The organism is Burkholderia sp. AU31652, assembly GCF_002223155.1.
In the GTDB taxonomy this organism is placed as follows: domain Bacteria; phylum Pseudomonadota; class Gammaproteobacteria; order Burkholderiales; family Burkholderiaceae; genus Burkholderia.
The window spans coordinates 189,552-208,315 of sequence record NZ_NKFG01000006.1 but is presented as its reverse complement, the minus strand read 5'-3'; the positions used below and the strand labels follow the sequence as shown (position 1 = coordinate 208,315).

Here is an 18,764-nt window from a genome sequence, read left to right as displayed (position 1 = left end):
TTCGCTGATTCGCTGATTCGCTGATTCGCTGTCAGCGCGGCGCTTGCCGCACCTGCCTGTCCGCTTTCCGCCGCCGCATCGCGCGCCGGCGCGACCGTCCCGCTACACTGGAAGTCCGATTCCGTACACGGTGACCGGGCCATGCTGCAGATGCGGCCGATGACGGCCAGCGAATTCCACGCGTACCGCACGCGAGCCATCGACGGCTACGCGAGCGATCTCGTTTCATCCGGACAAAATGCTGTCGAAGACGCGGCCAGCCGGGCGCGCGCCTGTTTCGACACGCTGCTGCCGGACGGCCTGCGTACCTCCGGCCAGACCCTCGTCGTGCTCATCGACGGCGCCAGCGGCGACGCGGTGGGCGACCTCTGGTACGCGATCGTGCCTGAAGGGCCGAACCGCACGCTGTTCATCTACGACCTCGACATCGCCCCGTCCCGGCGCCGCCAGGGTTGGGCCACGCGTACGCTCGAGGCGCTCGATGCCGAGGCACGCCGGTACGGCGTCACCGAGATCGGGCTGTCGGTGTTCAATCACAACGCGGCGGCCCGTGCGCTGTATCGTGCGTGCGGCTTCGCGCCGATCACGACGACCTTGATCAAGCCAGTCATTTCGGACTGAAGCCACCGGCCGGCGCCGCGTCGTCGTGCGCTGGCGGTTCGACCCGCCGCGATCGGCCAATGCCGGCCGACCTCACGATCCTTCCTGTTCGCCAAGCGCCAAGCGCCGAACGGCCATTTGGCCGTTCGGCACCCGTCACCGGCACACGTCACCGCGCGCGCCCCTTCCATCTCCGCAACAGCAACGCGTTGGTCACGACGCTGACGCTCGAAAACGCCATCGCCGCGCCTGCGATCACCGGGTTCAGCAAGCCGAGCGCCGCGAGCGGCACGCCGACCAGGTTGTAGACGAACGCCCAGAACAGGTTCTGCTGGATCTTCCGGTACGTGCGTCGGGAGATGTCGATCGCGTCGGCGACGAGCGCCGGGTCACCGCGCATCAGCGTGATGCCGGCCGTATGCATCGCGACGTCGGTGCCGGTCGCCATCGCGATGCCGACGTCGGCCGCTGCGAGCGCGGGCGCATCGTTGATCCCGTCGCCGACCATCGCGACGATTCCGCCGTGCGTGCGCTTCAGCTCGGCGACGACACGCGCCTTGTCGTCGGGCAGCACCTGCGCATGCACCTCGCCGATCCCGAGCGACGCCGCGACGGCGGCCGCGCTGCCGCGGTTGTCGCCCGTCACGAGTACGCTCGCGACGCCGCGCGCCGACAGCGCCGCGATCGCGTCGCGGGCTCCCGGCTTCACGGTGTCGCCGAAAGCGATCAGCGCGAGCAACGCGCGCGGCGCGTCGGCGCGCATCAGCCACGAGATCGTGTTGCCCGCGCGCTCGAGCTCCGCCGCGCGTGCGTCGAGCGCGGGCGCCGCCGCGATGCCGAGCTCGTCGCGCCAGCGCGTGCTGCCGAGCGCGAGCAACTGTCCGCCGACGCGCGCTTCCACGCCGCGTCCGGCCACCGCACGGGCATCGGCGGCGACGGGCGACGGTACCGCACCGCCGCGTGCGGCCAGGTCGGCATCGTGCGCGGCGACCACGGCGCGCGCGAGCGGATGGTCGCTCTGGCGCTGCACCGCCGCCGCGAGCGCGAGCGCTTCGTCATGCGGCACGTCGACCGCTTCGAACGCGGTCACGGATGGCTTGCCTTCGGTCAGCGTGCCGGTCTTGTCGAACGCGATCACGGTCGTGCGCTGCGCGAGTTCGAGCGCCTGCGCATCCTTGATCAGCACGCCGTGCCGGGCCGCGACGCCCGTGCCGGCCATGATCGCGGCGGGCGTCGCGAGGCCGAGCGCGCACGGGCACGCGATGACGAGCACCGCGACCGCGTTGAGGATCGCGGTTTCGGTGCCGGCGCCGGCGATCAGCCAGCCGACCAGCGTCAGCAAGGCAATGCCGAGGATCGCCGGCACGAACACCTCGCTCACGCGATCGACGAGCCGCTGGATCGGCGCCTTCTCGGCCTGCGCGGATTCGACGAGGCGGATGATGCGTGCGAGCGTCGTCTCCGCGCCGATCGCGGTGGTTTCGACGACGAGCGCGCCTTCGCCGTTGATCGAGCCGGCCGTGACGGCGTCGCCGTCCTCCTTCGGCACGGGCAGGCTTTCGCCGGTGATCAGCGATTCGTCGATGTGCGAGCGGCCCGACACGATCCGGCCGTCGACCGGCACGCGCTCGCCGGGACGGATGCTGACGTGGGTGCCGACGCGTACCTGCGCCAGCGGCACGTCGCGCTCGACGCCGTACTCGACGACGCGCGCGCGGTCGGGACGCAGCGCGTTCAGCGCGCGGATCGCGTCGGTGGTCTGGCGCTTCGCGCGCGACTCGAGCCACTTGCCGAAGCGCACCAGCGTGACGATGACGGCCGACGCCTCGAAATACAGGTGGCCGGGATGCAGGGGGGCGCGCAGCAGCATCCACAGGCTCAGCCCGTACGCGGCCGACGTGCCGAGCGCGACGAGCAGGTCCATGTTGCCGGTGCGCGCCTTCACCGCATGCCAGGCCGCGCGATAGAAGCGCGCGCCGTAGCCGAACTGGACGATCGACGCGAGCATGAGCTGGAGCCAGCCGGGCAGCATCAGGTCGATGCCGAACGGCGCGACGAGCATCGGTGCGACAAGGGGCGCGCTCAGCACGGCGGACCAGATCACGAGATCGCGTTCGCGAATCGCTTCGAGGTGCTTGCGGGTGTCCGGGTCTTGCGCGGGGCGGGTCGGTTGCGCGTCAGCCCCGGCGGTGGCGCCGGCTGATGATGCGGCGGAGAGCGACGCGCGGTAGCCGGCCGTGGTGACGGCCGCGATCAGCGTGGCGGCGTCGAGCGCGCCGGCGCCGTGCACCGACGCACGCTCGGTTGCGAGGTTGACGGAAGCGCGCGCGACGCCCGGCACGGCGGCCAGCGCCTTTTCGACGCGGCCGGCGCAGGATGCGCAGGTCATTCCGCCGATGTCGAGTTCGAGATCGGCGGAGGCGGCGGAGGCTGCCGGCGGGATCGCGGCGCCGGCCACCGGCGTCGCGCCATAGCCGGCTTGTTTCACGGCTTCGGCGAGTTGTACGGCGGTCACATCGGGCGCGGCGTCGACGGTAGCCCGTTCGGTCGCGAGATTGACCGACGCGCGCGTGACGCCCGGCACCTTCGCCAGCGCCTTTTCGACACGCGATACGCAGGACGCGCACGTCATCCCGTCGATCTCGAGTTCGATGCTGGCGGGCGCGGCAGGCGACGAAGGCGCGAACGCGGCGACGCCGGCCTCCGTTACCGTCGGCGTCGCGCCGTAGCCGGCCTGCTTCACGGTGTCCACCAGCTGCGCGGCGGAAACGTTCGCCGCGGCATCGACGGTGGCGCGCTCGGTCGCGAGATTGACCGACGCGCGCGTGACACCCGGCACCTTCGCCAGCGCTTTTTCGACGCGCGACACGCACGATGCACAGGTCATCCCGTCGATCTCGAGTTCGATGGTGGTGCTGTCGGCCGGAAGCGGGTGGCGGGTCGTGGAAGCGGCTGCGGCCAGCGGTGCGGGCGATGCTTCGACAGGATGGGCATGCGGCGTCGTGGCGTCTTCGAGCAGCGGGTCGCGCACGGCGGCGCGGTAGCCGGCTGCGTCGACCGCCTCGACGAGTTGTGTGGCTCCTACCGTTTCCTGCGCAGTCACAGTCGCCGTGTGCGTGTCGAGGTCAACTGCCGCGTCGACGACGCCCGGCACCGCGGCCAGCGCCTGTTGCACGCGGCCCGTACAGCCGCCGCAATGCATGCCGTCAATGCTCAGCTCGGTCGTATGCAGCGCTGCGGAGGCAAGTGATTCAGTCATGTCGGATTCCCTGAATGCGCGGCTCATGCCGCCAATGATCCCAGTATCAACATTCCCATGATGGTAAGGTCAAGCGGTGCGTGATGCATGCGATGCAAGGCGGGCGGATCGGCTCAAGGCCATCCTTGTTCACAGGGTGCCACGGCCCGGAAAAAGCGAACGCCCGGCTTCCGCGAGAAAAGCCGGGCGTCACGGGCTTGCACGCGATCGCGTGGCTACGCGCAGAGCTTGGCGCTGGCGAGACGGTTCAGGCTGACGCCTTGTTCGGCGGCCTGGATCACCAGCGCGCGGTGAGCCTGCGGCGGGATGCGGACCTTGAATTCACCGCTATAGGTTCGGTCGGCGATCGGTTCGGGCACCTTTTCGCCGTTCGCGGTCATGTCGCGCACGACATCGGCAACGAGCCGGCGGATGCCGGCGAGCGCGCCTTCCGGCGTCGCGGCGAGCCACGAAAGAGACGGGAACTCCGCGCACAGGCCGACGTGCTCCCCGTCCTCCGGGGACCACGTTACGCGGTACGTAAAGTGGTCTTGAGTCATGATTTCTGTTCCTTCAGTCGGTCGATCGCGTCGAGAACCTGCCGCACCTGATAGGCCTTGGCTTTCCCGCGATCGTTCTGGATATTCACTCGAGGATCGCCTTGCCACGGTGTCTTGAAAATGGCGTGGCTCGAACCGGATTGGCGGGCCTGGCCGAAGTGTGCCTCGCAGACCTTGAACAGATCGCCGAATCGCACATTCGCGGGCTCGCGCCTCATTTGTTCGAGGATCTTCCAATCGCTTGCCATGCTGAATGGTGTCAATAGTGACACCATCTGTCAATCCAGATGGCAACTCAATCGCTACTGAGACCGATCCGAAGTCGGCCGACATCGCCTCAATGCCGCCCCAATTTTCCTGAAGATCCGGCGAAACATTTGGGACCGGTCAGCCCGCGAATACGCGCCACCCGCTAATCGGCATATTGGGGGATGCCCTGAGGCGCTATGATACCGGCCTGACATCAGCGCCCACCGTTATGAACCGTAGCGAGACGGTTGTCCGGGCAGGCTGGGGTGCCTTGCTTTCGCCATTCGCAAGTCGAACAAGGCGTTGACTGAAAAGAACGATATTCGGCCAGTAATCGATGATTGAAAACCAGCAGGAATCAGTTTCTCTGCGGCGCGCGTGCGCGTCGCTCGCCATCATGGCGTTGCTAGCGGGGTGCGCGTCGCAACCGGACGCAATCCAGCGGAAAACCGGCTGGATGCGCGCGGAAGTCGCCGACTCCTATGTCTACGCGTATCCGCTCGTGCTGATGGACGTCGCGAAGGAAGCGGCGACGGGCGGCGACGGCGCGCAACCGGGGCAGGCGCCGCTCAACACGCTGCGCCATGCGCAGGCGCTGCCGCCCGTCGGCGCGGTCAATCCGCCGCTGCCGGGCGTCGACACGCTCGACTCGACCGGCTGGCTCGACGTCGCGACCGAACCGGTGATCGTCACGTTGCCCGACACGCGCGGCCGCTACTGGGATGCGCGCGCACTCGACATGTGGACGAACGTGCTGTGGTCGTCGTCGAGCGTGGCCGCACGCGGGGCACGCGGCGGCGCGCGATCGCAAACGATTGCCTTCGCCGCGAAGGACTGGCAGGGCACGCTGCCGAAGGGCGCGGTCCGGATCGACGTGCCGTCGGCCAATGCGTGGCTCGAAGTCCGGCTGCAGACGAGCGGCGGGCGCGACCTGACGAACGTGAAGAAACTGCAGCGCGCGATCCGCGTGGTGCCGCTGTCCGTCTACACGGGCGCGGCGCGCGGCGCGTCGGTCGCGGTGCATGCGGGCAGCGCGCCGTCCGAAGCGGTGGGCGGCGGCACGCCGGCCGAGCAGGTGGCCGCACTCGATCCGAAGGCGTTCTTCACGCGCTTCGCGCAGGCGCTGCAGGACAACCCGGCGCCGGCCGACGATGCGCACGCACAGGAACTGCTCGGCGACATCGGCGTGTCGGCCGGCTACCCGGTGCTGTGGACGGGCGACCGCCTCGCGGCCGCGACGGCCGGCGTCGCCGAGGCGCGCGCGCGGCTCTCGACCCCGCCGTCGAACCTGCTGAACGCGAACGGCTGGAGCTGGATCGGCGATACGGCCGGCAAGTACGGCCAGGACTACACGCTGCGCGCGTACGCGGCCTACACGCAGTTCGGCACCGCGACGCGCGACGACGAAACGCTCGCGGTCGTCCGCGTCGACAGCGACGGCCATCCGCTGAACGGCGCGAACCGCTACGTGCTGCATTTCGCGCCGGGCGCGCTGCCGCCGGTGCGCGCGTTCTGGACGCTCACACCCTATTCGACCAACGGCGCGCTGCCCGACGTCGGGTCGGCACGTCGCTCGCTCGGCGATCGCGACCGGTTGCGCCGCAACCACGACGGCTCGATCGACATCGTCGTGTCGGCGTCGCCGGGCGGCACGCATGCGGCCAACTGGCTGCCGGCGCCGCGCGCCGATTTCGCACTCGCATTGCGCCTGTACGCGCCGAAGCCGCAGGCGAGCGACGGGTCGTGGATGCCGCCCGTCATCGTCCGGAAATGAACGGATGACCGGCGGCGCTGTCCGACCGGCGGGCGCGACGGCGCCCGAACCCCGTACCGTCACCTCCTGAGCCTATACTTTCGGGATAGCGTGCGCGGCCGCCCGGTTCTCCGGCGCGGCCCGGCATTCCATCCCGAGGCATTCAAGCATGGCAAGCGCAGACAAAGAAACCGTACCCTCGACCCTCCATGCCCTCGGTGGCGTTACACGCTCGCGCCGGGCCCGGCGCATCGGCATCGGCCTGCTGATCTTCATCGTTTTATTCGGACTGCTCGGGTTCTTCGCGGCGCCGCCGCTGATCCGCCATATCGCCGAACAGCAGTTGAGCAAGCAGCTCGACCGGCCCGCCACGATCCAGCGCATCGCGCTGAACCCCTACACGCTGAACCTCGAAGCCGACGGCATCCATCTCGGCGACAAAGGCGGCCAGGGCGACTTCATCGACATCGCGAAGCTCGTCGTGCGGCCGTCGTGGTCGTCGCTGTTTCGCGGCGCGCCGATCGTCAATGAAGTGCGCCTCGACTCGCCGCGTTTTCATATCGTCCGCTACGACGCGCAGCGCTTCAACTTCACCGACCTGATCGAGAAGTTCTCGACGCCGTCGCCGAAACCCGAAAGCAAGCCGACACAGTTCTCGGTGTCGAACATTCAGGTCAACAACGGCCGGATCGATTTCGACGACCGCCTGCTGAACGAAAAGCACGTCGTCGACAACTGGACGCTCGGCATTCCGTACATCGCGACGCTGGCCTCGAAGACCGACATCTTCGTCGAGCCGAAGCTGCGCGCGCGCTTCGACGGCAGCCCGATCGCAATCGACGGCAAGACCAAGCCGTTCGCGCAGTCGCGCGAATCGGAGATCGCGCTGAAATTCGACGGCCTCGACGTGCCGAAGCTGATCTCGTACGTGCCGGCGAAGCTGCCGGTGGCCGTGACGAGCGGCCTCTTGAGCAGCGACCTCGCGGTCAATTTCGTGATGAGCGGCGAGACGCCCGCGCTGCGCGTGTCGGGCACCGTTGACCTGAAGGACGCGAAGGTGACGGACCATGCGTCCGCGCCGCTGTTCGCCGCGCGCGGCGTGCACGTCGCGGCGGCCAGCCTCGAGCCGCTGCGCAACGCGATGCATTTCGACGAGATCCGGATCGACCAGCCGGTGGTCGACCTGGCGCGCGACAAGCAGGGCGTGCTGAACGTCGAGAAGCTCGCCGCGCAGCCGGCAGCCGCCTCGAAGGCCGCCGAAGGCAAGCCGGCGGCGTCGGGCGCAACCGGGGCTTCCGCCGCGGTCGCAGCCACCGCCAGCGGCGCGAAGGTCGAAGCTGCAACGAAGGAGGCGCCGCCGCTCGACCTGACGATCCGCCATTTCGCGATCGACGGCGGCACGGTCAACGTCGACGACCGCGTGCCGGCGACGCCGACCGCGCTGTCGCTCACGAAGCTCGCCGCGACGCTCGACGGCTTCACGATGCAAGGCAAGACGCCCGCGAAATACACGCTGTCGACGTCGCTGTCGCGCGGCGGCGACGTGACGGCCGCAGGCTCGTTCAATCTCGCGGAGAAGCAGGTCGAGAGCAAGCTGACGGTCGCCGCGCTTGCGCTGCCGGCGCTGCAGCCGTACCTCGGCGAGGCGACGCGGGCGCGCGTGCTCGACGGCACGCTCGGCGCGACCGTCAACGCGAAGGCCGACTGGGGCAAGACGCCGCTCGCCGCACAGGTTGCCGACAGCACGGTCAGCCTGAAGTCGCTGAAGATCGCGACGCCCGATGCGAAGGCACCCGCGATCGTGCTGCCCGACGCGAGCGCGAAGATCGCGAAGGTCGACGTGGCCACGCGCATCGCGGAGATCGCCAGCGTCGACGTCAGCGGGCTCGCGCTCGACGTGCAGCGCCTGAAGGACGGCAAGATCGACCTCGCGTCGCTGGCCGAACCCGCGCAGGCTGCGGTGCCGAAGCGCACGGTCGCGCGCAAGGCCGAGGCCGCCGCGCCGTCGTGGCATTACCGGATCGACGCGCTGAACGTGAAGGATTCTGCCGCGAACTTCACCGACCTGTCGACGCCGCGCCCGGTGAAGCTGGCGATCAAGCCGCTGGACCTGTCGGTGCAGAAGATCAGCGACGACCTGACCAAGCCGCTGCCCGTGCAACTGAAGGCGACGCTGAACCGCAAGGGTTCGTTGAACGTGACGGGCGACGTGACCGCGCAGCCGCTGAAGCTCGGCCTGAAGGTCAACGGCAACCGTCTCGACGCGGCCGCGTTCGAGCCGTATTTCGGCAGCGCGCTGAACGCGACGATCGCCAGTGCGCTGCTCAACGCGCAGGGCAACCTGACGTTCGCGCAGGTGAAGGGCGCGCCGCGCGCGACCTATCGCGGCGATGTCGCGCTGGTCGACGTGCGGATGCTCGACAAGGCGACCTCCGACCCGTTCGCGGGCTGGCGCTCGCTCGCACTGACGAACCTGAAGGCGAACTACGACGAGAAGGGCACCGACGTCGATGCCGCGCGCGTGACGTTCTCGAACTTCTACGGCCGCGTGCTGCTCGACGCGCAGGGGCGTTTGAACCTGAAGGACGTGGTCGCGAAGGAAACGGGCCCCGCGCAGTCGCTCACGCGTGACGCGAGCAAGGGCGAGCCGGTGCCGCTGTCGCCGGGCATGACGCCGCCGGCCGCCGCGCAGGCCGCGTCGGCTGCGGCCGCGCAGCAGGCGTCCGTGCCGGCCGCCGCCTCGGCGACGGTGGTCGTGAAGGCCGCGCCGCCGCCGCAGAACCCGGTGCGCATGCATTTCGGCGAGTTGCTGCTGCAGAACGGCCGCGTGACGTACACCGACAACTTCATCAAGCCGAACTACACGGCGAACCTCGTCGCGATCAAGGGCACGGTCGGCGCGTTCGGCACGGATTCGACGACGTCCGCGCCGGTCGACGTCGCCGCGAACCTCGCGGGCAACGGACCGATCTCGATCAAGGGTTCGGTGAACCCGCTGACCGAGAAGCCGGCGCTCGACCTCACCGCGACCGCGCACGACATCGAGCTGACCAACCTGACGCCGTACTCGGCGAAGTACGCGGGCTACCCGATCACGAAGGGCAAGCTCAACGTCGACCTGCATTACGAACTGGCGAACGACCAGCTGAAGGCGAACAACCACATCTTCATCGATCAGCTCACGTTCGGCGACCATGTGGAGAACGACACGGCGACCCGGCTGCCGGTGAAGCTCGCGATCTCGCTGCTGAAGAACACGCGCGGCCAGATCGACGTGAACCTGCCGGTGTCGGGCTCGCTGTCGAATCCGGAGTTCAGCGTCGGCGGGCTGATCTGGCGCGCGGTGCTGAACCTGATCGCGAAGGCCGTCACGTCGCCGTTCTCGCTGCTCGCGCATGCGTTCGGCGGCGGCGGCGAGGATCTCGGCTACGTCGAATTCGCGCCGGGCTCGTATCAGCTCGACGACGCGCAGCAGAAGAAGCTCGACACCGTCGTGAAGATGCTGACCGAGAAGCCGTCGATCCGCCTCGACCTGATCGGCCGCGTCGATCCGGCGAAGGACACGTCGGGGCTCGGCGACGCGTACGTCGATCGGCTCGTGCGCCAGCAGAAGCTGAGAGACGTGGTCGGGCAGGGCGAGAGCATCGACCCGATGTCGGTGAAGGTCGAGCCGGCCGAGTACAGCAAGTACCTGACGCGCGCGTACAAGGCCGCCGACTTCAAGAAGCCGCGCAACGTGATCGGCCTGCAGAAGACGCTGCCCGACGCCGACATGAAGAAGGCGCTCGCCGACCATGCGCCGGCCGACGACAACGCGCTGCGTGCGCTCGCGCAGCAGCGCGCGCAGGCCGTGCGTCAATACCTCGACGGGAAGATCGATTCGAGCCGCGTGTTCGTCGTCGCGCCGAAGCTCGATGCGAAGGGCATCGAGGACAAGGGCGCCACCACCCGCGTCGACTTCGGCCTGCAGTAAGCGAGCCATCCGCCGCCGCGTCCGTTCATCCGTTCGGGCGCGGCGGCGCGTTTTTTTCAGCGCGCGGCGATCGCCGGTTCCTCGCGCTTGCCCAACTCCTTCTTGGCAGCCAGCGGCAGGCGCGCGTCGTCCCACTGCGCCAGCCATTCGACTTCCTTCGCGGTGAACACCTGTCCGTAGTTGCGCAACGCGTACTGCAACGCGTCGACGACGTGGTGGCGAATGATTTCGGGGGTGCGTGCATCGTCCAGCACGAACCGGAGGGCTTCCAGGGTCGACATACTCGTGCTCCGGGTCAGGGAAAACCCTTTATCACACACCAATAGTCGTGCGCCAAGCCGGAAAAAAAATCGTGCGGCCGATGACGTTGCCGGCGGTTTGACCGATGCACCGGTGTAGTGCCGGCAGGTGAGCGCGCCCCGTCGCAATGTGCGCCAGGCCACCTTGCTTTGCGACCGATTCGTGTCACTTGCGATTGGTTACGTTTGATAGAAAACAGAAAGCCCCGCTTCATGCGAGCGACCCACGACGCGCCCATATTCTTGCGCGCCTGATGGCAAGTCACGCAGTTCAACGTCAATCGAAGAGGTGGGGTGATCATGTCTTTCCTTGGTAAGCAGCGGAAGGTGGTGGCGATGGTGGCAGGCGCGCTGGCGCTCGCCGGTGCGGGTGCGCACGCCGCGCAGCAGGACGGCGACAGTCAGGGCGAGGATCGCGGCCACGCGAGCCGCGTCGTGAAGCACGTGCTGCTGATCAGCGTCGACGGCCTGCACGAGCAGGATCTCGCGCGCTGCATCGGCGCGAACACGTGCCCGAACATCGCGGTGCTCGCGAAAAGCGGCGTGACGTACACGAATGCCTATACGCCGGGCCTGTCGGATTCGTTCCCGGGCCTCGCCGCGCTCGTGACGGGCGGCTCGCCGAAGACGGCCGGCCTGTTCTACGACGTGTCGTACGATCGCAACCTGTACGCGCCGGGCGACACGAGCTGCTCGGGCAAGCAGGGCTGGAACGTCGTGTTCGACGAGACGACCGGCATCGATGCCCAGAACGGCGGCGCGCTCGTCCACCTCGACGGCGGCGGCGCGTTCAACCCGCAGGCGATCCCGAACGCGAAGGTCAACGGCAAGTGCGTGCCGGTCTATCCGCACAACTACGTGAAGACCAACACCGTGTTCGAGGCCGTGAAGGCCGGCATCCCGAACGCGACCACCGCATGGGCCGACAAGCACGCGTGGGGCTACGACTGGCTGAACGGGCCGTCGGGCACCGGCGTCGACGACCTGATGCGCACCGAGATCAACTCGATCGACCCGGTGACGAAGACGGACTACACCGACGTCTATTCGCATACCGCGCAGTTCGACAACCTGCACGTGCAGGCGCTGATCAACCAGATCAACGGCCGTGACTCGACGGGCACGAAGAGCGCGCCGGTGCCGACGCTGTTCGGCGGCAACTTCCAGACGCTCAGCGTCGCGCAGAAGGCGCCGGTCGCGAAGGGCGGCGGCTATCTCGATGCGAACTTCACGCCGAACGGCCAGGTCGCGAACGCGATCACGTACGTCGACAACTCGATCGGCCATATCGTCGCGGCGCTGAAGCAGGCGAACCTGTATGCGTCGACGGCCGTGATCGTCACGGCGAAGCATGGCCAGTCGCCGACCGATCGCACGAAGCTCGTGAAGAACGGCGACACGCTGACGAAGCTGCTCGAAGCGAACAACTACGTCGACCCGAACGGCAACTTCGGCCAGAACAACACGAAGACGGGCAACCTGAACGACGGCTCCGGCCTGGTCGACACGGGTTTCGTGCAGACCGACGACGTCGGCCTGATCTGGCTGCGCGACCGCAACCAGCGCACGGCCGTGGTGCAGACGCTGAAGGCGAACCTCAGCTGCAACGCGCCGGGGATCTGCGCGGACGGCTCGCAGGCGTACGTGCTGTACGGCGCGGCGCTTGCTGACCGCTTCGGCGATCCGGCCAACGGCCGCACGCCGGACATCATCGTCCAGCCGAATCCGGGCGTGATCTACACGTCGAGCACGAAGAAGGACGAGGAGCACGGCGGCAACGCGCCGGACGACAGCCACCTCGGCCTGCTCGTGTCGTACCCGGGCCTGCATCGCGCACGCACGGTGACCGACACGGTCGGCACGAAACAGGTCGCGCCGACGATCCTCGGGCTGCTCGGCGCGAACCCGCGCCTGCTGCATGCGGTGGTGGCCGAGAATACCGGCGTGCTGCCGGGGCTGGGCATCGAACGGCACTGACGACGGTTTCCGGACCCCGCTGCCCGGCGGAGTCCGGTACGGCGGGGCGCGCGGTCGAGCGCGTCCCGCCGCATGACGCATGCGGGCCGGCTTACGCCGGCGCGCATTCGTCCAGCATCCATGCCCTGAAGTGCCGCAACGCTTCGCTCGTCTCGAGGCGCTCCGGCGCGTAGCACAGGTAGTGCCCCTGCGCGTCGACCTCGACGGGCGCGTCGAACGGTTCGACGAGCGTGCCGGCCGCGAGATTGTCCGCGATCAGGAAACGCGGCACGAGCGCGAGCCCGAGGCCCGCCTGCGCGCCCTGGATCAGCACCGAATACTGTTCGAAGCGCGGCCCGGCGAGCGCATTCATCTGCGTGGCGCGATGGCGTTCCGCCCACGCGGACCACGCGATTTCGGCCTGCTCGTGCACGAGGCGCGGCGCCGTGACGGCGTCGGCGGGCGTGCGCAACGCGTGCCGCTCGCCGAATTCGCGCGTACAGACCGGCACGAAGGTTCGCCCGTCCAGGTAATCGCTTCGCACGCCTTCCCATGCTCCGTCGCCGTAGCGGATCGCCGCGTCGAGCCCGAACGGAAAGATGTCGCCGTGCGCGAGATGGCGGCGAAAGCTCAGCGTGACGCCCGGCGCGACGGCCAGGAAACGCGAGAGCCGCGGCACGAGCCACTTGGTCGTAAACGTCGGCACGCTGGCGATCGTCAGCAGGTCGCCGTTTTCGCGCGCGCTCAGCAGTTCGATCGACGCGTTGCCGATCTCGCGCAGCGGGCCGGCGACGCGGGCATGGTACACCTGCCCGGCACGCGTGAGCACGAGGCTGCGCCCCTCGCGCACGAACAGCTTCACACCGAACAGCGCCTCGAGATTCGCGATCTGCCGGCTGACCGCGCTGGGCGTCAGGCCCAGTTCGCGGGCCGCGTACGAGAAGTTCAGATACTTCGCAGAACAGGTGAATGCATGCAGTTCCGAGACGTTCGGATACAGGTGCTTCATCGCGACTATTCCTTCGGCGCACAGATCGATGCGGGCTTTGTACGTTTTTTTCATGACGATGCCATGTCGGATCCGCACACTTCGGCCATCCAGAAAACGCGTGACAGCCCCGCCCGGCGGGCGTTGCGTGGTGTCTTCGTCTCTTGTCCGCGAGTGTTTTCATGCCTGCGTCTACCGCCCCGGCCCTGGCCGATGGTGTTCCGATTTCGCGTAACAGGCCGGTGCGCCCGAGTGCCGGACGCTTCTTGCTGCACGCGCTCGTCGCGGTGTTCGGGCTCTACCTGTTGCTGCCGATCGCGCTGCTGCTGATCGGCTCGGTCGGCCAGTCGTGGACGAATACGCTGCTGCCGACCGGCTTCACCTGGCACTGGTTCGCCGATCTCGCCGGAAATCGCAGTTTCACCCGCGCATTCGGCGTGAGCCTGACGGTGGCGCTGGCGTGTTGCGCGCTCAACGCGGTGCTCGGCCTGCCGCTCGCATATGCGCTGCATCACCGTGCGCAGGCCGGGCGCGGCATGGCGACCCGCGTCGTGATGCTGATGCCGGTGGCCGTGCCCGCGCTGACGCTCGGCTTCGGCTATATCGCGATCTTCAGCGGCGACACGCTGCCCTGGCTCGGCACGCTGCCGCTGATGATCGGGGCCCACGCGGTGCTGACGCTGCCGTACCTGCTGCAGACGCTGCTCAGCGATCTGCGCCACCTCGGGCTCGCACGCCTCGAGGCCTGCGCGGCGACGCTCGGTGCGACGCCGCTGCGCCAGTTCGTCACGATCGTGTTGCCGAACCTGCGGCACAGCCTGTTCTCGGGGCTCGTGATGGTGGCCGCGCTGTCGATCGGCGAATTCCAGATCTCGAACCTGATCGCCGGCTTTCGCTACCGCAACTATCCGATCGTGCTGCTGCAGGCGTTCTACGGCGCGTCGGGGATGGCATGCGCGGCGACCGTCGTGCTGCTCGTCCTCGCCGTGCTCGCGACGCTCGTATCGGTCGGCACCGTGCAACGTATGAAGTGAGTCCGTCATGAGTCTCGAGTTCGAACACGTCAGTTTCCAGTATCCCGGCGCGCGACACGGCGTCGACGACGTCACGCTGTCCGCCGCGCAAGGCGAGCTGCTCGCGGTGATGGGGCGCAGCGGGTCCGGCAAGTCCACGCTGCTGCGGCTCGCGGCCGGCCTGCTCGACGGCGGCAGCGGCCGCATCGCGATCGGCGGCGCCGACATGGCCGGCGTGCCGGTATGGCGGCGCGAGGTCGGCATGGTGTTCCAGCACTACGCGCTGTTTCCGAACCTGTCGGTGGCCGACAACGTCGCGTACGGGCTGAAAATGCGCGGCGTCGCGGCGCATGCGCGGCGGCAGCGTGCGCGCGACATGCTCGAGCGCGTCGGCCTGGCGGCGCATGCGGAACGCGGCATCGCGATGCTGTCCGGCGGCCAGCAGCAGCGCGTCGCGCTGGCGCGTGCGCTCGTGATCGAGCCGAAGCTGCTGCTGCTCGACGAGCCGCTGGCCGCGCTCGACGCCGGCATCCGCCATCAGCTGCGCGACGAGATTCGCGCGCTGCAGCGCGCGTGCGGCGCGACGACGCTGCTCGTCACGCACGACCAGGACGAGGCGCTGAGCATGGCCGACCGCGTCGCGATCGTCGACGGCGGGCGCGTGCTGCAGGTGGGCACGCCGCGCGACCTGTACGAGCGGCCCGCGTCCGCGCAGGTCGCGCGCTTCGTCGGCCATTCGACGCTGCTGCGCGGCCGCGTGACCGCGCACGATACGGTCGACGTGCGGTTCGCGACGCTGCGCGTCGAGACCGGCGGGCACCGGCCGGGCACCGAGGTCGAGGTGCTGGTGCGGCCCGAGCACGTGGAGGCCGATCCGCCGGCGCACGGCGTGAACTGCATCGACGGCGCGCCGGGCGACGTGCGCTACTTCGGCGCGACGCAACGCTACGACTTCATTCCCGCCGGCTCGGCCGACCCGCTGCTGTGCGAAGGCCGCGTGCCGGCCACCCGGCGGATCGCGATCGACCCGCGCCATCTGCTCGTGCTGCCGGCCGCGCCGGACGCGCAATGACCCCTTTCATTCAACGGAGATCCCCGATGCCTGCAGGCCACCCTCTTGTGAAGACCCTACGCGCCGGCGTGCTGGCGCTCTGCGCGTTCGCGGCGCTGGCCGCCGCGCCGGCGCACGCCGCGCCGCTGTATCCGGGCGAGGACGCGCTGTATGCGAAGGCCGCCGACGAAGGGCTCGTCGTGTCATTCGACACGGGCCCCGAATGGGCGAACTGGAAGGCGCTGTTCGCCGAGTTCCGCAAGCGCTATCCGAAGGTCGAGATCACCTACAACGACATCGGCTCGGCCGCGACCGTGGTGTCGCTCGACAAGTCGCGCCGCCGTCCGCAGGCCGATACCGCGTACTACTTCGCCGCGTCGGCGCTCGACGCCGAAAGCAAGGATGTCGTCGCGCCGTTCAAGCCGGTCAACTTCGACAAGCTGCCGGACGTGTTTCGCTCGGCGGACGGCCGCTGGTTCGCGGTGCACTCGCTGAACATCGCGTTCCTCGTCAACCGCAAGCTCGTGAAGAACGTGCCGCAGCGCTGGTCCGACCTGCTGAAGCCGGAGTATCGCAACGCGGTCGTCTATCTCGACCCGCGTTCGACCGGGCAAGGGCAGGTCGCCGTGTTCGCGGCAGCCTATGCGAACGGCGGCAGCGTCGAGAACCCGAAGCCCGGCGCGGAATTCCTTGGCAAGCTGAAGCGCGCGGGCAACGTGCTGCGTGTCGAAGGCACGACGCCTTATGCGAAGTTCGTGAAGGGCGAGATTCCGATCCTGATCGGCTACGAGAACGACGGCCTGAAGGCGAAGTACGTCGACGGCATGGGTGACGCGGCCGACGTGGTGATTCCGCAGGACGGCAGCGTATCGGCGCCGTATGCGATGAGCCTCGTGAAGAACGGCCCGAACCCGTCCGCCGCGCAGCTCTGGCTCAACCTGGTGATGAGCGACGTCGGGCAGGGGCTGTTCGCGCAGGGCTTCGTGCGGCCGGCCGTGCCCGGCACGCCGGTCGCGCCGGATGTCGCGGCGAAGCTGCCGAAGGCGCCGCAGGTGCGTCCGCTCGACGTGGCGAAGGCGGCCGCACGCAAGGCCGAGATCGACCAGCTCTGGTCGCAGGCGACGCTCGGCCAGTAAGGGGCACACGATGCAGACCTCCCTGGCGGACCGCGGCGCGCTGCGCCGCTTCGGCGCGGTGCCGGCGGCGGTATTGCTGGCGGTGTGCTTCGCGCTGCCGCTCGCCGCGCTAGTCGGCTCGGCCTTCACGGACGGCGGCCGCGCGTTCGGCGCGGTGCTGCGCGATCCGCTCGTCGCCGATGCGATCGCACGATCGCTGGCGCTGGCGGTGGGCGCCGGCACGCTGTCGGTCGGCATCGGCGTGCCGGTCGCATTCGCGCTGGCGGGGCAGTCGCCCGCCCGCCGCCACTGGACGCTCGCGCTGCTCGGCGTGCCGCTCGCGTTCTCCGGGCTCGTGATCGCGTACGGCTTCATCCTCGCGTTCGGCCGTGCCGGCTTCGTCACCACGCTCGCGGCGTCGCTGGGCGCGGACCCGACCGTGCTCGGCGGCGCGATCTACACGATGCCGGGGCTGGCGGTCGCGTATGCGTATTACCTGATCCCGCGGGTCGCGCTGATGATCTACCCGGCGCTCGCGAATCTCGACCGGCGGCCGCTCGAGGCGGCACTGACGCTCGGCGCGCGGCCGTGGCGTGCGTGGCTCGACGTCGCGTGGCGCGAACTGTGGCCGTCGGTCGCGTCCGCGTGGTGCCTCGTCACGGCGATCGCGCTCGGCACCTACGGCACGGCGCTCGCGCTGGCCGGCACGCAGATCAACATCCTGCCGCTGCTGATGTATCTGAAGCTGTCGGACGGGCAGACCGATTTCTCGCAGGCGGCGGTGCTGTCGATCGTGCTGACGGCGATCTGCACCTGCGTTCTTGCATTGGGGGAAGGCCTTGTACGGCAACGACGTCATGGATGAGTGGTCGGAAGCGGCGTGCGACGCGCTGGCGCTACTCGCGCAGCGGCAGCGCGGCGCGCGGCGGCACCGCATGCCGGTCGGCGTGATCGGTCCGCGCGAGGCGACCGACGAGCAGATGCGGGTCGCGCAGCGGATCGCGCATGCGCTCGCGGCGGCGGGGGTCGCCATCGTCGGCGGCGGCAAGCAGGGCGTGATGGAGGCGGCCGCGCGCGGCGTGCATGCGGCCGGCGGGTGCGCGATCGGGCTGCTGCCGGAAGACGATGCGACGCTCGCGAATCCCTACCTGAGCGTCGCGCTGCCGACCGGGCTCGGCATCACGCGCAACGCACTGGTCGCGCGGGCGTCGCTGTGCCTGATCGCGGTCGGCGGCGGGCTCGGCACGCTGTCCGAGATCGCGCTCGGGTTGCAGTGGGGCAAGCCGGTGTTCGCGATTTGCGACGCGCCGCGCGTGGCGGGCGCCGAATGCTTCGACGAAGCGGATCCGCTCGTGGCGCGGGTCGCGCGGTGGCTGGCTGATTCGGCGTAGGTCGTATGGCGCGCGTGCCGATCGCCGGCTGCGCCGGCGGGGCGAATGCCGGTTCGAACTTGAAATGAGGCGCGCGGCCCGTCATATTGTCTGCGCCTGAACTTTCAACGACGCCCCCGGAGGATTCCCGATGCGCCTTTTGCTTGCCCTGCTGTTGCCGTGGTTCCAGTTCTTCACGATCGGCCGCCCGATCGCCGGGATCATCTGCCTGATCCTGCAAATCACGATCATCGGCTGGCTGCCCGCCGCGATCTGGTCGGTGTATGCATTGAGCCAGTACAAGACCGACCGCAAGATCGAAGCGGCGTTGGGCGAGCGGCGGTAGGCTGCCGTCGAGCACGCGAAGTAGCTGTTTCGGCAGGGATCTACATGGATTGCCGGCCTCCATGGACGCGATTCGTATGGATTTCTGCCGAAATGACACTGTTCCTGGTGAACAGGCAGACGCCACACCATGGACCAACTTCGCCATGCCGGAATGGACGTTCGGCGTCGTGCGGCGCGCGCCGCGACAGCGATTCCCGGCGTCGTGGCAACGGCGCATCCGTCGATCGACAGAGGCGCGAGGCGTCAGGAGG

At 68.8% G+C, this 18,764-nt stretch carries 15 protein-coding genes; 10 read left to right on the top strand and 5 right to left on the bottom strand.

The features are described from left to right. The first annotated feature begins 141 nt into the window (after positions 1-141). Complete coding sequence (locus CFB40_RS31065; RefSeq protein ID WP_071333859.1) at positions 142-621, top strand: GNAT family N-acetyltransferase; 480 nt, start codon at positions 142-144, stop codon at positions 619-621. A 148-nt stretch (positions 622-769) separates the two neighbouring features. On the opposite strand, the gene CFB40_RS31060 is transcribed toward CFB40_RS31065, so the two are convergent. The 3 genes from CFB40_RS31060 to CFB40_RS31050 all read right to left on the bottom strand — a co-directional run bounded on the left by CFB40_RS31060 (position 770) and on the right by CFB40_RS31050 (position 4,673). Then, complete coding sequence (locus CFB40_RS31060; RefSeq protein ID WP_089433458.1) at positions 770-3,859, bottom strand: heavy metal translocating P-type ATPase; 3,090 nt, start codon at positions 3,857-3,859, stop codon at positions 770-772. Between the two features lie 215 nt (positions 3,860-4,074). Then, on the bottom strand, positions 4,075-4,398 hold the full coding sequence (locus tag CFB40_RS31055) for a type II toxin-antitoxin system HicB family antitoxin (protein WP_089428874.1): 324 nt from the start codon (positions 4,396-4,398) through the stop codon (positions 4,075-4,077). Beyond that, a complete protein-coding gene (locus CFB40_RS31050; protein WP_206124945.1) occupies positions 4,395-4,673 on the bottom strand; it encodes a toxin HicA in 279 nt (92 codons plus the stop codon). Before CFB40_RS31050 ends, CFB40_RS31055 begins: the two co-directional genes overlap by 4 nt. Positions 4,674-4,984: 311 nt before the next feature. Between CFB40_RS31050 and CFB40_RS31045 the strand changes: the two genes are divergently transcribed. Continuing rightward, the gene (locus CFB40_RS31045) at positions 4,985-6,421 is read left to right on the top strand and encodes a DUF1254 domain-containing protein (RefSeq protein WP_089428876.1); all 1,437 of its coding nucleotides are present in this window, start codon (positions 4,985-4,987) and stop codon (positions 6,419-6,421) included. A 148-nt stretch (positions 6,422-6,569) separates the two neighbouring features. After that, a complete protein-coding gene (locus tag CFB40_RS31040) occupies positions 6,570-10,373 on the top strand; it encodes a DUF748 domain-containing protein (protein ID WP_089433457.1) in 3,804 nt (1,267 codons plus the stop codon). A gap of 56 nt (positions 10,374-10,429) precedes the next feature. On the opposite strand, the gene CFB40_RS31035 is transcribed toward CFB40_RS31040, so the two are convergent. After that, entirely contained in the window at positions 10,430-10,654 is a 225-nt protein-coding gene (locus CFB40_RS31035) for a hypothetical protein (protein WP_027790361.1), read from the bottom strand. Between the two features lie 318 nt (positions 10,655-10,972). Between CFB40_RS31035 and CFB40_RS31025 the strand changes: the two genes are divergently transcribed. Then, positions 10,973-12,649, top strand: a complete 1,677-nt coding sequence (locus tag CFB40_RS31025; RefSeq protein WP_373452698.1) for an alkaline phosphatase family protein — start codon at positions 10,973-10,975, stop codon at positions 12,647-12,649. A gap of 91 nt (positions 12,650-12,740) precedes the next feature. Here CFB40_RS31025 and CFB40_RS31020 read toward each other — a convergent pair whose 3' ends face one another. After that, positions 12,741-13,637, bottom strand: coding sequence for a LysR substrate-binding domain-containing protein (locus CFB40_RS31020; RefSeq protein ID WP_089428879.1), 897 nt, complete (start codon positions 13,635-13,637; stop codon positions 12,741-12,743). Positions 13,638-13,798: 161 nt separating this feature from the next. Here CFB40_RS31020 and CFB40_RS31015 point away from each other — a divergent pair, with 161 nt between their 5' ends. The 6 genes from CFB40_RS31015 to CFB40_RS30990 all read left to right on the top strand — a co-directional run bounded on the left by CFB40_RS31015 (position 13,799) and on the right by CFB40_RS30990 (position 18,511). Then, positions 13,799-14,650 carry an ABC transporter permease gene (locus CFB40_RS31015; RefSeq protein ID WP_089433455.1) on the top strand — a complete coding sequence of 284 codons (852 nt, stop codon included), beginning with the start codon at positions 13,799-13,801 and terminating at the stop codon, positions 14,648-14,650. Between the two features lie 7 nt (positions 14,651-14,657). After that, positions 14,658-15,701 carry an ABC transporter ATP-binding protein gene (locus tag CFB40_RS31010; protein ID WP_089433454.1) on the top strand — a complete coding sequence of 348 codons (1,044 nt, stop codon included), beginning with the start codon at positions 14,658-14,660 and terminating at the stop codon, positions 15,699-15,701. A 26-nt stretch (positions 15,702-15,727) separates the two neighbouring features. After that, the gene (locus tag CFB40_RS31005) at positions 15,728-16,816 is read left to right on the top strand and encodes an extracellular solute-binding protein (RefSeq protein ID WP_089433453.1); all 1,089 of its coding nucleotides are present in this window, start codon (positions 15,728-15,730) and stop codon (positions 16,814-16,816) included. Between the two features lie 10 nt (positions 16,817-16,826). Continuing rightward, positions 16,827-17,660 (top strand): ABC transporter permease, encoded by an 834-nt coding sequence (locus tag CFB40_RS31000; protein ID WP_089433452.1) that lies wholly within the window; start codon positions 16,827-16,829, stop codon positions 17,658-17,660. Then, positions 17,653-18,186 (top strand): TIGR00725 family protein, encoded by a 534-nt coding sequence (locus CFB40_RS30995; RefSeq protein WP_089433451.1) that lies wholly within the window; start codon positions 17,653-17,655, stop codon positions 18,184-18,186. Before CFB40_RS31000 ends, CFB40_RS30995 begins: the two co-directional genes overlap by 8 nt. Before the next feature lie 130 nt (positions 18,187-18,316). After that, on the top strand, positions 18,317-18,511 hold the full coding sequence (locus CFB40_RS30990) for a YqaE/Pmp3 family membrane protein (RefSeq protein ID WP_060317401.1): 195 nt from the start codon (positions 18,317-18,319) through the stop codon (positions 18,509-18,511). Positions 18,512-18,764: the final 253 nt, after the last annotated feature.

Bases quoted from the DNA above. Each gene is read 5' to 3' on its own strand.
- CFB40_RS31060 (WP_089433458.1), bottom strand. From the start codon at position 3,859: ATGACTGAATCACTTGCCTCCGCAGCGCTGCATACGACCGAGCTGAGC.
- CFB40_RS31020 (WP_089428879.1), bottom strand. From the start codon at position 13,637: ATGAAGCACCTGTATCCGAACGTCTCGGAACTGCATGCATTCACCTGT.
- CFB40_RS31015 (WP_089433455.1), top strand. From the start codon at position 13,799: ATGCCTGCGTCTACCGCCCCGGCCCTGGCCGATGGTGTTCCGATTTCG.
- CFB40_RS31050 (WP_206124945.1), bottom strand. From the start codon at position 4,673: ATGGTGTCACTATTGACACCATTCAGCATGGCAAGCGATTGGAAGATC.
- CFB40_RS31045 (WP_089428876.1), top strand. From the start codon at position 4,985: ATGATTGAAAACCAGCAGGAATCAGTTTCTCTGCGGCGCGCGTGCGCG.
- CFB40_RS30990 (WP_060317401.1), top strand. From the start codon at position 18,317: ATGCGCCTTTTGCTTGCCCTGCTGTTGCCGTGGTTCCAGTTCTTCACG.
- CFB40_RS31040 (WP_089433457.1), top strand. From the start codon at position 6,570: ATGGCAAGCGCAGACAAAGAAACCGTACCCTCGACCCTCCATGCCCTC.
- CFB40_RS31000 (WP_089433452.1), top strand. From the start codon at position 16,827: ATGCAGACCTCCCTGGCGGACCGCGGCGCGCTGCGCCGCTTCGGCGCG.
- CFB40_RS31035 (WP_027790361.1), bottom strand. From the start codon at position 10,654: ATGTCGACCCTGGAAGCCCTCCGGTTCGTGCTGGACGATGCACGCACC.
- CFB40_RS31025 (WP_373452698.1), top strand. From the start codon at position 10,973: ATGTCTTTCCTTGGTAAGCAGCGGAAGGTGGTGGCGATGGTGGCAGGC.
- CFB40_RS31010 (WP_089433454.1), top strand. From the start codon at position 14,658: ATGAGTCTCGAGTTCGAACACGTCAGTTTCCAGTATCCCGGCGCGCGA.
- CFB40_RS31065 (WP_071333859.1), top strand. From the start codon at position 142: ATGCTGCAGATGCGGCCGATGACGGCCAGCGAATTCCACGCGTACCGC.
- CFB40_RS30995 (WP_089433451.1), top strand. From the start codon at position 17,653: ATGGATGAGTGGTCGGAAGCGGCGTGCGACGCGCTGGCGCTACTCGCG.
- CFB40_RS31005 (WP_089433453.1), top strand. From the start codon at position 15,728: ATGCCTGCAGGCCACCCTCTTGTGAAGACCCTACGCGCCGGCGTGCTG.
- CFB40_RS31055 (WP_089428874.1), bottom strand. From the start codon at position 4,398: ATGACTCAAGACCACTTTACGTACCGCGTAACGTGGTCCCCGGAGGAC.